Below are 15,109 nucleotides of genomic sequence, written 5' to 3' on the forward strand. Positions count from 1 at the left end.
AAAAACTTAACTTACAAAAAACAAATACTCATGAAAAAAGAGCTTAAAACATTACATATAAGCCATTTAAAAAAAATAAAAGTCTATTTTTTTCTTATAAGCACACTTATCATTTGTTCTTTTCTTCAATTACAAGCACAGCAATTTAAATCTTACTACAATTCTAACAATTCTTTAAAAAAAAAATATTCTGACTCAATTTTTAAAAGTTATAAAAAAGCCTTTACACAAGCTTCTTTAAAAAAAGACACAATTAAAATAGTAAATAACCTTATAAACCTAAGCATTTATAAACGAAATAATTTAGACTATGATGATGCCTTTAATGATGCTGGCGATGCTCTTTTTTTAGCTGAAGAATATGGGAATTATTTACTACAAGCAAAAGCTTTTGAAGAGCTAGGTGCCTTAACCTATTTATACAAACAAGATGATGAAGCAGGTTACAACTTTAAAAAAGCGCATTATTACTTCAAAAAACTTTACAAAAACAAAAAAATAGAAGCTAAGCAACTCTATAAATCTTATTATAACTTAGCACTATATAGCCAAAGAAAACAGAATATTAAACATTTAAAACTCTATATTGATTCTTGTAACTTATTAAAACATAAACTAAAGAACAATGAGATATATGATGTTTTTCTTGATGAGAAACGAGCTACTTTTGAAGGTTGGCAAGGCCAAACTTTACAATCTATTACCCTACTAAAAAAATCTGTTAGTACACTTGAAAACTTAGATGTAACTAAACTAAACCATCGTATTTCTAAAAGTTTTTTATTAATTCTTTATGGAAGAATTGGTGTTATCTATATGGCTATGGGTGAATTGGATCTTGCGAAATCTTACTTTAACAAATCGGTAACTTCTGAAGATATATGCGGTGAAGGTATATTTTATAAAGCTTTTATTTATGAAAAATTAGCCAACCTACTTGCTGCTCAAAAAAATTACAAAAAAGCCTTTGAGTACAGAGAAAAAGCTAACGTAATTTACAACACCTATTTAAACCCGAGAAACGATAAAAACCAAGGGTTTTTAACTATTAGAAATCGTTATAAAGATCAATTAAATAAAAAGAACGCCTTACTTAATAAACAAAGTTTAGAATTAGCAGAACAAAGGCAAGAAACTTTAAGATTAAGAATTTTCTTTTTTATAATCCTATTTACCTTTGTTGTGTTATTTTTTCTTGTAAGGTCTAGAATTAAGACTTTAAAATATCAAAAAAAGGAAGAAGACTCTAAAGCGCTTTTAGATGTTAAAAACAGTGAATTAACTACAAGCACATTACAGTTAATTGAACGCGAAGAGGTTATTAAAATGCTAAGCGATCATGTTAAAAAAAATAATTTAGACAAAGGTACACGCACATTATTAAAATCTATAGAAAAACGATCTGTAAGTCTATGGGATGCTTTTAATAATAGGTTTATTTCTCAAAACGAAGGGTTTTACGAACGTTTACAGGACAAAGCACCTAATTTAAGTGCTGCAGATTTAAAAATTTGCGCTTTAATTAAATTAAATTTTTCTGGAAAAGAAATGGCTTATTTATTAGGTATTTCTCTTGGAAGTGTACACGTAGCAAGACATCGACTTAGAAAAAAAATGAATCTAAGTCGAGATGTAAATCTTACTAATTTTATAAATTCTATTTAGTTTGTAGAAAACGTAGTACCTTCTCTACTATCTTTTAACTGAATCCCAACTTCTGCTAGTTCGTCTCTAATTTGATCTGATAAAGCAAAATCTTTATTTGCTCTTGCTTGCTGTCTTAGTTTTATTAACAACTCGACTGCGCCAGATAACTTATCGCTTCCTGCTTCTGTTTTACTTTCGTTTTGAAGTCCTAAAACATCAAAAACAAAAGCATTTATACTATTTGCAAACAGGGCTAAATCTTTAGATGATAAAGTTTCTGTTCCTTCTTTTACTTGATTTATATATTTTACAGATTCAAATAAATGAGCTATAAGAATTGGCGAATTAAAATCGTCGTTCATAGCATCATAACACTTTTGTTGCCATGCATTAATATCTATTGAAGATATTTCTGAAGCTTTTAATTTCTTTAAATTATTAACCGCATCCATTAACCTATAAAATCCTTTTTCGCTGGCTAACAACCCGTCATCTGTTAGATCTAAAACACTACGGTAAGACGATTGTGCTATAAAAAAACGAATAACACTTGGTGCATATGCTTTACTAAAAAAATCGTTATTTCCAGAAAGCAACTCGTCTGGGTTAACAGTGTTTCCTGTAGATTTAGACATGCGTTGCCCGTTAAGCTCTAACATATTTGCATGCATCCAATAATTAACTGGTGACTTGCCTTTAGCAGCTTCATTTTGAGCAATTTCGCATTCGTGATGCGGAAACTTTAAATCCATTCCGCCTCCATGTATATCAAATTGTTCGCCTAAATACTTTGTACTCATCGCTGTACACTCTAAGTGCCAACCAGGAAAACCATCGCTCCAAGGCGAAGGCCAACGCATTATGTGTTGTGGTTCTGCTTTTTTCCAAAGTGCAAAATCTTGTGGATTTTTTTTATCACTTTGACCATCTAATTCTCTAGTATTATGAATTAAATCTTCAAGTTTACGCTTACTTAATACACCGTAATCTTTGGTTTCATTATACTTATGCACATCAAAATAAACAGATCCGTTTACTTCGTATGCAAAACCATTTTTAATTATAGTTTCAATTAATTCAATTTGCTCTATAATATGCCCTGTTGCTGTAGGCTCTATACTTGGTGGCAAAAAGTTAAATATGCTTAATATATTATGAAAATCGACCGTATAACGCTGCACAACTTCCATAGGCTCTATTTGCTCTAAACGTGCTTTTTTAGTAATTTTATCTTCACCTTCATCGGCATCGTTTTCCAAATGTCCTGCATCTGTAATATTACGAACATAACGCACTTTATATCCCAAATGTTTTAAATAACGAAAAATCATATCAAAAGACATGAAAGTTCTAACATTTCCAAGATGTACATTACTGTAAACCGTTGGTCCGCATACATACATACCTATATAACCTTCTGTAATGGGTTTGAAGGTTTCTTTAGTTCCTGTAAGTGAATTATAAATTTTTATTGGGTTGGTGTTATAAAGTTGCATTACTGTATGTTATTTAGTAGTTTTTATTAAGTTGACCATTTTAAACTTTAAGAGAATGATTTCGTAATGCATTAATCTTAATTTGTTATAAATTCAACCTGCAATCTAATACTTTTGTAGTTTTTTTTCGGAAATAAAATCTATTGTTTTTGATATTATAGTTTGATTTAACAAATTAAAAACAGAATAGGCAAACAATTGCCATAAAATAAGCTTTATCTTTAATTTGTTAATCTAGTTGTGCCTTCTGCTATATTTTAAGGTATAGAAACCAAACTTTTCTTTTCTTATAAATTCTGCTGCATAACTATATAGTTATTTTTAGTTTCATTAATTTTTTCCAAACCTCAAGTTCTCTAACTAATATTTATGCGTGCTAATGGTTTCATGCTAAATAAATAACATCTAAATAAAATACATATTAGAATTTAGTATCTAATTTAATGTAATCTAAAAATTCTCTTCGTGTAGCGTTTTCTTTAAATTTACCGCCAAACTCTGAAGTTACCGTGCTACTTTCAATATCGCGAATACCTCTGGAATTAACACATAAATGTTTGGCATCTATTACACAAGCTACATCTTGAGTGTTTAAAACCTCTTGCAATTCTTTTACAATTTGAATGGTTAGGCGCTCTTGTACTTGCGGACGCTTTGCAAAATAATCTACAACACGATTCATTTTAGACAATCCAACTACTGTACCGTTAGATATATATGCAATATGTGCTCGCCCCACTATAGGTAATAAGTGATGCTCGCATGTAGAATAAAGTGTAATATTTTTCTCTACAAGCATTTCTCCATACTTATATTTATTATCAAATGTAGATGCCTTTGGCTTATTTTCTGGATTTAATCCTCCAAAAATTTCTTTTACAAACATTTTTGCTACACGGTTAGGTGTACCTCTTAAACTATCGTCTGTTAAATCAAGACCTAATGTTTCCATAATATGGCGCACATCGTCTTTAATAATATCTATTTTTTCCTCGTTGGAAAGTTTAAAAGCATCGCTTCTCATAGGTGTTTCTTCAGACGTACTTATATGGTCGTCTCCTATAGAATCAAAATCTTCAATGTTATTTTCCGTTTTCATTTAATTTAAAATCATGTTTTAAGGGTGCAAAGATAAGTAATTCACTTTTCTTTATGTTTTGAATTAACAAACAATTAATGACTTAAAATGTTTGTGTACAATTTTTAATGTAAAATACATTGTTTGCAAAAAAAAGCCTGAACCTTAACGTTCAAGCTTTTTTATAGTATGTTTTATTCTTTCTAGATATTAAAACTTAAAGATAAAGTAATATTAGAGTTTGTTTTATCCAATAAAATAGGACTTGTTAAACCTTGATTAAACATTGGTGTTTCGAAATCTCTCATGTATTGGTCGAAAGTAATATCGAACCTTGTGTTTCCAAAATTATAACCAACACCTAGAGAGTAACCGTTTAAATCTCCAACAGTTGTACCGTTTTCATACGGACTTTCTTCAAAACGGTAACCGCCTCTAAAACTAAACTGCTCGTATTTATACTCTCCTCCTAGTCTATATGTTGCAGCAGCAGCCAATTCGCTGTTTATTTGGTTGTTTTGTGCTGTAAAATCTCCTGTAGGCTTAAACTTAGCATTACCATAATCTTTTCGAGAATAATCGAAACTTATTAAACCTTGTTTGCCAACTACATAAGCTAAACTACCTGTAAATTTAGCTGGTGTTTGTAATTTATATTCTGGATAAACATTAATAATACCCGGATCTATAACATCTAAATCTTGGGCTACCAACTCACTAGTATCTAAAAACTGCGTTGTTTCTTCTTCTATGGTATACCATGTTGGCGAGTCGTAAGTTAGACCCAACCTAAGTTCTTTACTTAGTTTAATAATGCTACCTATTTGAAACGAAAATCCGTTTCCTGTAGTTCTTAGTGTATTTCTAAAGTCTATTTCGTTAATTAAACCACCGTTTCCATTAGTTTCATACAATCTTGTAGAGCGTTCGTAATCTATAAAGTGAGAATTTAAATTTATACCTAAATATAAATTATCGCCATATTGTGCTGCCATATTAAAAGCTATTTTACCATTATACCCTGTAGATAAATATGAGTAATCGTGTGTAAAATTACCGTTTTCTAAGTTAATTAAATATTCTGTATTGTTGTCATCATCTATATCTACCGGTTGTAAAATATAAGATTCAAATCCTAAAAAAGCTTGTTGGTGTCCAAACCCGTAGGCAGCTCCAATATCTGCATAAGCATCAGCAATAGACTCTCCTTCTAATGTAGAAATATCGCCTAATGGTAACCCATTGGCATAATCAAAAAAATAACTAGCAATGGTATTATCAAAATTAGTATTAACATTAGTATTGATTCCTGCAGCAAACCAATCGTCTTCATAATCACTTGTTTTATCGTAAGCCACACCTATGGTAAACTTTTTCCATGGCGAACTTGTATTATTATTTCTAAAAACAAAAGAAGCTCCACCTTGATTTAAAGAAAAATCAGAATTATTTGTAGAGGCTTCGCCTCCAAAATACTGCGTGTCGTTTGTATAATCTAAAATATTTACAGAAAACGATGCATGACTCTGACTAAACACTGCAGATCCTGCGGGGTTTATGCTCACCGCACTCATGTCGCCACCTAAAGCTCCAAAAGCACCACTTAAAGCTCTAAACCTTGCTGTTCCTTGTACTTCACTTTGAGAGTATCGCAGGGCATCTGTTATATCTTGCGCATTTAATAAAGGCATAGCTAGAACCGCTACGAATAGTATGATTAACTTTTTCATATAGTAATTTTTATTTTTTTTTGATTTTATCTTCCTCTTCTTCCTCCACTTGAAGAACCTGATCTTCTGCTGCTTCCAGAACTACTACTAGATCGACTTGTAGAATAAGAACCAGAACTACTACTAGAACTAGATGAAGACCTTCTTGTAGGTGTAGAATATGATGACTTATTAGAACTAGATCGACTTGTAGAATAATTAGGAGATGAAGAACTAGAACTTCGTCTTACCGTTGAAGAAGAACTTCTTGATGTTGGATAAGATGATGATCTTGTACTACTACTTCGTCTTACAGAGTTTGTACTTATAGCTTTAGATGACGAACTTCTACCTGTTGAAGTAGATGCACTTCTTCTTGAAGCGCTACTGTATCTTGATGTTGGAGAAGCACTACTACGTCTTATAGAACTACTAGTTCTGCCTGTAACGTTAGAAGATGATGTTCTTCTTGTAGAGTTATAAGCTACACCTCTATTACTATTATAATAAGGTCTGTTTCTATAATATCTATTATTATAGCCATAAAAACCACCATATACATAAGGATTGTAAAAACCTATATTACCATAAAAACCGCCATATCCAGGAAAACCATACCCCCATCCAGAGCCATAAAAGTCATTATATCCCCAATTATTATATCCAAAACCCCAGTTACCATAATACGGTCTGCTTCTCCAACCATAATTATAACCCCAATTATTCCAACCCCAATTATTATAACCGTAACCCCAATTGTTCCATCCGTTTGTGTGCACGTTTACAATAACATTATCATTAGTTTGTCCCCAACCTGGATATCCATTGTAAGTATTATCTACATTTTCATCTGCATAATAATCACCTTGATAAGAATCAATATCTGTAAAAATGACATCTCCATCACTAACATCTTGAAACTCTAACGCTTTATTTTTAAAATAATTCTCGTAATAACCATTGTTAGAGTTAGAAGCAGATTGATGTGCCGATGCTACTACTTTTTGTTGCGTAGGTTGCGGAGCAGAATCTCCATATATACCATCATTATCTACACCAACATATTGGTAAGATCCACATGACGATAAACCAAATAATAATCCGATTAGGGCTATAAATGGTATTTTGCTATTTAAGTAGTTATTAAAGTGCATATCTCTAGATTTTAATTGTTGGACATAACAAAAATAGTTAGTTTTGTTGAACTATTTTTATATTTAACATAATCACAATTTTTGTGCCAAAATATTAAACATGAGCAAAAAACTAACAAGTAGAACTGAGGATTACTCAAAATGGTATAACGAACTGGTTGTCAAGGCTGACTTAGCCGAGAACTCCGCAGTTAGAGGTTGCATGGTAATTAAACCTTATGGATATGCTATTTGGGAAAAAATGCAAGCAGAATTAGACAAAAAATTTAAAGAAACAGGACACCAAAATGCTTATTTTCCATTATTTGTACCTAAAAGTTTATTTGAAGCCGAAGAAAAAAACGCAGAAGGTTTTGCTAAAGAGTGTGCTGTTGTAACACATTACAGATTACAAAACGACCCAGATAAACCAGGGAAATTAAGAGTAGATCCAGAAGCAAGACTAGAAGAAGAACTTGTTGTTAGACCGACATCTGAAGCCATAATATGGAATACATATAGAGGATGGATACAATCTTATAGAGATTTACCTTTGTTAATTAACCAATGGGCCAATGTAGTGCGCTGGGAAATGCGTACACGATTATTTTTACGTACTGCAGAGTTTTTATGGCAAGAAGGTCATACTGCTCACGCCACAAAAGCAGAAGCACTTGATGAGGCTAAATTAATGAATAACGTTTATGCTAATTTTGTAGAGAACTTTATGGCTATTCCTGTTGTTCAAGGCGTTAAAACAGAAAGCGAACGTTTTGCTGGCGCAGACGAAACCTACTGCATTGAAGCATTAATGCAAGATGGAAAAGCCCTGCAAGCAGGAACTTCTCACTTTTTAGGTCAAAACTTTGCTAAAGCATTCGATGTAAAATTTGCTAATAAGGAAGGGAAACAAGATCATGTTTGGGCAACGTCTTGGGGTGTATCTACAAGGTTAATGGGTGCTTTAATAATGACACATAGTGACGACCAAGGCTTAGTACTACCTCCTAGCCTAGCACCAAACCAAGTTGTTATAGTACCTATATATAAGAGTGACGAAGATTTAAACGCTATTACAGAAGTTGCTAATAGTATTATTACAGACTTAAGAGCAAAAAACAGAACTATTAAATTTGATAATAGAACAACCCACCGACCAGGTGCTAAATTTGCACAACACGAATTACAAGGCGTACCACTACGTATTGCTATTGGACCAAAAGATTTAGCTAATGGTACTGTAGAAATTGCTAGACGAGATAACTTAACTAAAGAAACCGTTTCTTTAAACGATTTAGTAAACAGAGTTGAAGAATTACTAGAAGATATTCAAGCGTCATTATATAAGAAAGCTTTAGATTATAGAGATTCTCATATTACAGAAGTAGAAAACTTTGATGATTTTAAAAATGTTTTAGAAAATAAAGGTGGATTTATTTCTGCTCATTGGGATGGTACAAATGAGACTGAAGATAAGATAAAAGAGCTTACAAAAGCCACTATTAGATGTATCCCTCTGGAAAACAAGGAGGAAGAAGGGGTTTGTGTATACACAGGTGCACCATCGAAACAACGTGTGTTATTTGCAAAAGCATATTAATCGAAAAAAAATCAAAAAAAAAATCAAAAAAAATTGAAAAAGTGTTGTGACATTTAAAATAAGTTGTATATTTGCACCCGCAATGCAGATATTGCTAGTTATTTGAAAGGAATTGTAAGTTAAAAATTAATTTTTATATTTGCATTCTCAGCACAAATGGCCCGTTCGTCTATCGGCTAGGACGCCAGGTTTTCATCCTGGTAAGAGGGGTTCGATTCCCCTACGGGCTACAATTTTTATAATAAAGAAAGAACACAGTACACATGGCAAATCATAAGTCAGCGTTAAAAAGAATTAGAAGTAACGAATCTAAAAGATTAGTAAACAAATATCAGCATAAAACTACTCGTAATGCTATTAAAAAATTACGTGAATTAACTGATAAGAAAGAAGCTGAAGCTTTATTTCCTTCTGTTTCTTCTATGTTAGATAAGTTAGCTAAGAAAAATGTAATACATGCTAACAAAGCTGCTAACCTTAAATCTGGTTTAGCTAAATTTGTAGCTACTCTTTAATATAAATTAAAGCTAAAATATTTAAAAGCTTCTCAGAAACGAGAAGCTTTTTTTGTGGTTCAAATTTTTAATTTAATATTTGTAAAAAAAGCAATTCTTTTACTATAATTTTATGAGTAATAATATATTTAGAAACTACACCAATTCTATATCTAATAATAAAATAAAACCTCTCCTATTAGTTCTATTATCGCTTTTAATGCTATTAACCAACGCTTGTAAACAAGAAAGTTATAACGAGCCTATAATATCTCTAGAAAAATACCACATTAAAGAAGGCTTTAACTTAGAGGTTGTTGCTTCAGAACCTTTTATAGAAGCCCCAGTAACTATGGATTTTGACAACCAAGGACGCATGTGGGTTGTAGAAATGCGTGGTTATATGCAAAATCTAGAAGGCACTGGAGACGATATGCCTAACGGAAGAATTACTATTTTACAAGATTTGGATAATGATGGTATTACGGATCATTCTAAAATATTTTTAGACAGCCTTGTCTTACCAAGAGCTATTGCTCATGTATATGGCGGTTTATTATATGCAGAGCCACCTAACCTTTGGTTTGTAGATATAGAAAATGACAAACCCGCCAATAGGGTTTTAGTCGATTCGCTATATTCTGGAAACGGAAACGTAGAGCATCAGCCTAACGGATTGATGATGCATATAGATAATTGGATTTATAATGCAAAATCTAAATATAGATATCAAAAGAAAAACAATAAATGGATAAAAGAAGCTACCACCTTTAGAGGGCAATGGGGCATTACCAAAGATAATTTTGGCAGACTTTATTATAACACCAACTCAACACAACTTATTGGCGATTATGTTTTACCTAATACCATAATTAAAAATACATTTTACAAACCCGAAGAAGCTTTAAGTAAAAAATTAACTCCAAATCAAAGGGTTTACCCCTTACACCCTACTGCAATTAATCGAGGCTATATAAAAGGCAGATTAGATAAAGACAGTATTCTTGTAAATGTTACCTCTGCTTGTAGTCCGATAATTTACAGAGGCGATAAATATCCCGAAAGTTTTAAACAAAATGCTTTTGTTTGTACCCCCGAAGCTAATGCTGTAAAACGAAATATTTTAAATTTTTCTTCAAATAAAATAACAGCAAAACAAGCGGTTGTTGGCAAAGAGTTTATTGCTTCGACAGACGAAGGTTTTCGTCCTGTAAATTTATTTAACGCGCCAGATGGTAACATGTACATTGTAGATATGCACAGAGGCATACTGCAAGACAAAGTGTTTTTAACACCTTATTTAAAAAAACTATACGCCAAAAAGAAATTAGATACCATTATTGGCATGGGGCGCATTTTAAAAGTTACCAACCAAAACAACACGAACAATACAACCTTAAACATTGCAAATTTTAACACCACTAAACTTGTTAAACTATTATACCACAATAATGGCTGGTTTAGAGATAGAGCTCAGCAATTGTTAATTACTCAAAAAGACAAAAATGCTATACCTCTATTAAAGAATGTATTAAACGACACTAGCAATAGTATAGCCCAAATACATGCTATGCATACGCTAAATGGTTTTAATGCTTTAAATTTTGAGTTATTAGAAAAGATACTATACTCGAATGGAGATAGCAGTGTTATTAGCCATGCGCTTGTTTTATTAGAACAATTTGCTCACGAAAACAAGGTAACATCTGTAAAAAAAATAACAGAGCATTTATTTTTAAAAAATAATACCGAAATAGATTTATACACCATTTTATCTTTAGGGCGTTGGGTAACATTATCTAAAGATGATATGTTTCCTGCATTGTGGCAAATTTCTAACAAGTACAAAAAGGACCTATTATATCAAGAAGCATTGATAAATAGCTTACGTGGTTTAGAAGAAGATTATTTCTTGTATTTAAATAAAAATAACAAAAACTCTCAAGACAATGTTTTTACAAAAGTTTTGGATACAACATTAACTAATAAAAAGAATTATATAAAAAACTCCGTTTACGGTAAAAAAGGGGTTAAACAAAATGCTAAATCTGCTGGACAAAAAATATTTAAAAATTTGTGCGCTACCTGCCATGGTATTAATGGCGAAGGTGTAGAAAATCTTGCTCCTCCATTAAAAAACTCTGAATATATAAGTAAATCGTCAAAAAGATTAGCTTTAGTTATTCTACACGGTTTATCTGGACCTATACATGTAAATGGTAAATTATACGAACTTAATACTACCATGCCAGGCCTGGTTAATAACCCCGATTTTAGTGACAAAGATATTTTTAATATTATTAAATATTTACAAAATACTTTTTCTGATGCCCCTAAACCAATTAATTTAGACCAAATTAAAAAGCTTAGAAATATAAAACCAAAAAATGGTGGTGTTTTTAGCGAAACAGAATTGCTAGAATTAGAAAAATAAAATATTCGTTTTTGATTTTTTTTGAGTCAATAAAAATTTAAATTTGCAAATAATAGAAGTTAATTAATCATATAACATACGCCCTTTTGGAAAATAAAAAAGCAATAAAATTAATCGATAAAATTCTAGAAAACCTTGACGCAACAGGAATTAACACAGATGCATTAATAGACGACATTAAAGAATTAAGAACTTATGCTTTAGAGCAACAAGTGCCTTTAGTTGTTAAGGTACTTAGACTTACTTACGAGCATATTGAAGCAAACCAATCTTTTCTTATTCCAATTCTTGAAGATGAGAATGACGAGGAGCTTGCAGAGGCACAAGAGGTTGAGTCTACTCCTGTAGAAAGTCTTAAATATTTAATTGCTCTTACAAGAAATCTTAATAACAAGATGAATATATCTGATTTAAGAGAATATAAAGAGCTTTTAATGGCGTATTAAAATATAATATATATAATAAAAAGAAAGCCTAAACATTAAAATGTTTAGGCTTTCTTTTTCGATTTCAATATTAATTACTCTACAAGCTTAGCCCCATCTACCATTTTAAACATAGCATCACTAGGCGCAGTTTTAGATACAGATACATTATTAAATTGTATTGTTTTACTAACTGTTGTAGTTGGCTTATTATTTACAGTTTTATACCAAGTTAAAGTTTCTGGCAATAACAAACCATTAATAGTTTGCCAATTACTGTATTTTATATAACTAAATTTTTCACTTTTTTCTTTAGTAAAATAAGTAACAGTATAACTTAGCCAAGTCATTTTATGCGTTTTTGCATCAAAATATAAAACATACTCGTCTCCAGAAGACAACCCTACTCCATTATTATAAGAAATTTTAACACCAGGATATGTTTCTCCCTCAACCACTAAAGGTTCAACGTTTTCATAATTAATTCCATCATCACCTAAAATAAAAGGCATAGCATAAAAATAAGTTCTTAAATTATAATAAAACTTAGCATTGCCTTTATACACCGAAGCATCGTCTTTTAACCAAACCTTTTCTCCATCAAACCCTATTTTATAATTATCCGTTTCTACTAAAGCTTTTCTGCTTTTTAGAGCAGTTAATGTTTTCTCTATACCATTTGGTGTATCAAACTCAAAAACCAAACTCTTCATAGTATTCCAAGTATCTATACCTCCATGAGCTTTAAAAACTCCAGAAATATTATCTGGATAAATTTTAGAAGCTTTAACCGGTATTACACTCATTTTTTCGTTCTGCTTATTTGCAGTTTTATTTGTGTTTTGCTTACAAGACATTATTAATAATAGTGTTGTAATTGTAAAAAGTACTCTCATAATATTTATAATAAAATAGATTAGCGCGATAAGTCGAATAAATCCATATAAAATTACATTAAAATAAATTACTTTTGTTCTTAGATGAATAAATTAATTACCAGCATACAAAACCCCTTTATTAAGCAGCTTTCTCAATTAAAAGATAAGTCGAGAATACGCAAAAAAGAACAGACTTTTTTAATAGAAGGCTTACGCGAAATAGAACTTGCCATAAAAGGAAATTACGATATTGAAACGATTCTATTTTATGCTGATTTATTTTCCGAAGATCAATTAAATAACCTAGTTAATAAAGACGTAAATGTTATAGAAATTTCTAAAGAAGTCTATCAAAAACTAGCTTATAGAGATACTACTGAAGGTGTATTAGCTATTGCAAAAAGTAAACAACACCATATTTACAACTTAGAATTTAAAACAAAAACGCCATTAATTTTAATTGCAGAAGCTCCAGAAAAGCCTGGAAATATTGGTGCTATTTTAAGAACTGCAGATGCTGCAAATGTAGACGCTGTTATTATTGCAAACCCAAAAACAGACTTATACAACCCTAACATTATTAGGTCTAGTGTAGGTTGTATATTTACAAATCAAATTGCAACAGGTACAACAACAGAAATTATTGATTTTTTAAAGTTGAAAAACATAAATATTTACTGTGCGATTTTACAAGAATCTGTTACCTATCATTCGCAAGATTTTACAAAACCAACTGCTATAGTTGTTGGAACAGAGGCTACTGGTTTAAGCAACGAATGGCGCATAAATTCTACTCAAAATATAATAATACCTATGCAAGGTGAAATAGATTCTATGAATGTATCGGTTGCTGCTGGCATTTTAATTTTTGAAGCCAAAAGGCAACGTAATTTTAATTAAAAGTTATCTAGAACCAATTAAATAAAGGTTATTCTAGTAAATAATAATTCTACAAAATAACATGACAGCAACTACCTTATTTTACATTATTATAGGTATTATAATTATTAATTTTATAGTTGATAAAATTTTAGACGCCTTAAATGCAAGACATTATAATGATATATTACCCAAAGATTTAAAAGATGTTTACGATGATACTGAATATAAAAAATCTCAAAACTATAAAGCTACTAAATATAAATTCGGATTAATTACTTCTACCTTTTCTATACTTTTAACACTAGGCTTTTTACTTTTTGATGGTTTTGAGTTAATTGATAATATAGCTAGGCACTATAGCGAAAACTCGATTGTAATAGCTCTTATTTTTTTTGGCATTATAATGATTGGCAGCGATATATTAACAACACCTTTCTCGTATTACAGCACTTTTGTTATAGAAGAAAAGTTTGGTTTTAATAAAACAACTGCAAAAACCTTTTTTTTAGACAAAATTAAAAGTTGGCTAATGATGTCTGTTGTTGGTGGTGGTATAATTTCTTTAATTATTTGGTTTTATAACATTACAGGTTCTCTTTTTTGGTTATATGCTTGGGCTTTAGTTGCAGTATTTACTTTGTTTATGAATATGTTTTACTCTAAACTTATTGTACCACTTTTTAATAAGCAAACCCCATTAGAGACAGGTGTTTTACGTGATAAAATTTCTGAATACGCACAAACTGTAGGTTTTAAACTAGACAAAATTTTTGTTATAGATGGCTCCAAACGTAGTACAAAAGCTAATGCTTATTTTTCTGGATTTGGAAACGAAAAACGTGTTACCCTTTACGATACTTTAATTAATGATTTAGATGATGATGAAATTGTTGCTGTTTTGGCGCATGAGGTTGGACATTATAAAAAGAAACACATTATTTTTAATTTAGTCGCTTCCATTTTATTAACTGGTTTAACTCTTTTTATTTTGTCTCTGTTTATTTCTAACCCCATATTATCTAACGCTTTGGGTGTTAAAACACCCAGTTTTCATATTGGATTAATAGCTTTTGGTATGCTCTATGCTCCAATTTCAGAAATTACTAGTTTAATTATGAATATAATTTCTAGAAAGTTTGAATATCAAGCTGATGATTACGCAAAAAACACATATAAAGCAGAACCTCTTATTACATCTTTAAAAAAGCTATCTAAAAATAGTTTGAGTAATTTAACACCACACAAAGCATATGTTTTTATGCATTATTCGCACCCAACACTTTTACAGCGCATTAATAATTTAAGACAGTAATTATTATAAGAAAAATAAACA

12 protein-coding genes and 1 tRNA gene are annotated in these 15,109 nt (G+C 30.9%); 8 read left to right on the forward strand and 5 right to left on the reverse strand.

Annotated elements, in window-relative coordinates; translation table 11 throughout:
* The first annotated feature begins 30 nt into the window (after nucleotides 1-30).
* Nucleotides 31-1,665: a transcriptional regulator gene (locus ABD715_RS15505; RefSeq protein ID WP_344789241.1), complete on the forward strand. Its 1,635-nt coding sequence runs from the start codon at nucleotides 31-33 to the stop codon at nucleotides 1,663-1,665.
* On the opposite strand, the gene cysS is transcribed toward ABD715_RS15505, so the two are convergent.
* The 4 genes from cysS to ABD715_RS15525 all read right to left on the reverse strand — a co-directional run bounded on the left by cysS (nucleotide 1,662) and on the right by ABD715_RS15525 (nucleotide 7,084).
* The gene (cysS, locus tag ABD715_RS15510) at nucleotides 1,662-3,143 is read right to left on the reverse strand and encodes a cysteine--tRNA ligase (protein ID WP_344789243.1); all 1,482 of its coding nucleotides are present in this window, start codon (nucleotides 3,141-3,143) and stop codon (nucleotides 1,662-1,664) included. The two genes, ABD715_RS15505 and cysS, sit on opposite strands and share 4 nt — an antisense overlap.
* A 421-nt stretch (nucleotides 3,144-3,564) precedes the next feature.
* On the reverse strand, nucleotides 3,565-4,242 hold the full coding sequence (gene folE / locus ABD715_RS15515) for a GTP cyclohydrolase I FolE (protein ID WP_344789244.1): 678 nt from the start codon (nucleotides 4,240-4,242) through the stop codon (nucleotides 3,565-3,567).
* A 182-nt stretch (nucleotides 4,243-4,424) separates the two neighbouring features.
* Nucleotides 4,425-5,951, reverse strand: a complete 1,527-nt coding sequence (locus tag ABD715_RS15520) for an OmpP1/FadL family transporter (RefSeq protein WP_344789245.1) — start codon at nucleotides 5,949-5,951, stop codon at nucleotides 4,425-4,427.
* Between the two features lie 26 nt (nucleotides 5,952-5,977).
* On the reverse strand, nucleotides 5,978-7,084 hold the full coding sequence (locus tag ABD715_RS15525) for a hypothetical protein (protein WP_344789246.1): 1,107 nt from the start codon (nucleotides 7,082-7,084) through the stop codon (nucleotides 5,978-5,980).
* 100 nt (nucleotides 7,085-7,184) lie between these two features.
* Here ABD715_RS15525 and proS point away from each other — a divergent pair, with 100 nt between their 5' ends.
* The 5 genes from proS (at nucleotide 7,185) to ABD715_RS15550 (ending at nucleotide 12,037) form a co-directional block, all read left to right on the forward strand.
* Nucleotides 7,185-8,663 (forward strand): proline--tRNA ligase, encoded by a 1,479-nt coding sequence (gene proS / locus ABD715_RS15530; RefSeq protein WP_344789247.1) that lies wholly within the window; start codon nucleotides 7,185-7,187, stop codon nucleotides 8,661-8,663.
* A 158-nt stretch (nucleotides 8,664-8,821) separates the two neighbouring features.
* Nucleotides 8,822-8,893: transfer RNA gene (locus ABD715_RS15535), tRNA-Glu, on the forward strand.
* Between the two features lie 33 nt (nucleotides 8,894-8,926).
* Nucleotides 8,927-9,178, forward strand: coding sequence for a 30S ribosomal protein S20 (gene rpsT, locus ABD715_RS15540; RefSeq protein ID WP_344789248.1), 252 nt, complete (start codon nucleotides 8,927-8,929; stop codon nucleotides 9,176-9,178).
* A 112-nt stretch (nucleotides 9,179-9,290) separates the two neighbouring features.
* Nucleotides 9,291-11,591, forward strand: a complete 2,301-nt coding sequence (locus ABD715_RS15545; protein ID WP_344789249.1) for a DUF7133 domain-containing protein — start codon at nucleotides 9,291-9,293, stop codon at nucleotides 11,589-11,591.
* 86 nt (nucleotides 11,592-11,677) lie between these two features.
* Complete coding sequence (locus ABD715_RS15550) at nucleotides 11,678-12,037, forward strand: hypothetical protein (protein ID WP_344789250.1); 360 nt, start codon at nucleotides 11,678-11,680, stop codon at nucleotides 12,035-12,037.
* A gap of 74 nt (nucleotides 12,038-12,111) precedes the next feature.
* Here the strand turns inward: ABD715_RS15550 and ABD715_RS15555 are convergent, their stop codons facing one another.
* Nucleotides 12,112-12,912 (reverse strand): DUF6503 family protein, encoded by an 801-nt coding sequence (locus tag ABD715_RS15555; protein ID WP_344789251.1) that lies wholly within the window; start codon nucleotides 12,910-12,912, stop codon nucleotides 12,112-12,114.
* An 84-nt stretch (nucleotides 12,913-12,996) separates the two neighbouring features.
* Here ABD715_RS15555 and ABD715_RS15560 point away from each other — a divergent pair, with 84 nt between their 5' ends.
* Together ABD715_RS15560 and ABD715_RS15565 are read left to right on the forward strand one after the other, a co-directional pair.
* Nucleotides 12,997-13,794 (forward strand): TrmH family RNA methyltransferase, encoded by a 798-nt coding sequence (locus ABD715_RS15560; protein ID WP_344789252.1) that lies wholly within the window; start codon nucleotides 12,997-12,999, stop codon nucleotides 13,792-13,794.
* 61 nt (nucleotides 13,795-13,855) lie between these two features.
* Nucleotides 13,856-15,088 (forward strand): M48 family metallopeptidase, encoded by a 1,233-nt coding sequence (locus ABD715_RS15565; protein ID WP_344789253.1) that lies wholly within the window; start codon nucleotides 13,856-13,858, stop codon nucleotides 15,086-15,088.
* Nucleotides 15,089-15,109 lie beyond the last annotated feature (21 nt).

Source organism: Postechiella marina (genome assembly GCF_039538365.1).
Lineage (GTDB): Bacteria > Bacteroidota > Bacteroidia > Flavobacteriales > Flavobacteriaceae > Postechiella > Postechiella marina.

Excerpts from the sequence above, each read along its gene's own strand:
- ABD715_RS15505 (WP_344789241.1), top strand. The coding sequence starts at position 31 with ATGAAAAAAGAGCTTAAAACATTACATATAAGCCATTTAAAAAAAATA.
- cysS (WP_344789243.1), bottom strand. The coding sequence starts at position 3,143 with ATGCAACTTTATAACACCAACCCAATAAAAATTTATAATTCACTTACA.
- folE (WP_344789244.1), bottom strand. The coding sequence starts at position 4,242 with ATGAAAACGGAAAATAACATTGAAGATTTTGATTCTATAGGAGACGAC.
- ABD715_RS15520 (WP_344789245.1), bottom strand. The coding sequence starts at position 5,951 with ATGAAAAAGTTAATCATACTATTCGTAGCGGTTCTAGCTATGCCTTTA.
- ABD715_RS15525 (WP_344789246.1), bottom strand. The coding sequence starts at position 7,084 with ATGCACTTTAATAACTACTTAAATAGCAAAATACCATTTATAGCCCTA.
- proS (WP_344789247.1), top strand. The coding sequence starts at position 7,185 with ATGAGCAAAAAACTAACAAGTAGAACTGAGGATTACTCAAAATGGTAT.
- rpsT (WP_344789248.1), top strand. The coding sequence starts at position 8,927 with ATGGCAAATCATAAGTCAGCGTTAAAAAGAATTAGAAGTAACGAATCT.
- ABD715_RS15545 (WP_344789249.1), top strand. The coding sequence starts at position 9,291 with ATGAGTAATAATATATTTAGAAACTACACCAATTCTATATCTAATAAT.
- ABD715_RS15555 (WP_344789251.1), bottom strand. The coding sequence starts at position 12,912 with ATGAGAGTACTTTTTACAATTACAACACTATTATTAATAATGTCTTGT.
- ABD715_RS15560 (WP_344789252.1), top strand. The coding sequence starts at position 12,997 with ATGAATAAATTAATTACCAGCATACAAAACCCCTTTATTAAGCAGCTT.
- ABD715_RS15565 (WP_344789253.1), top strand. The coding sequence starts at position 13,856 with ATGACAGCAACTACCTTATTTTACATTATTATAGGTATTATAATTATT.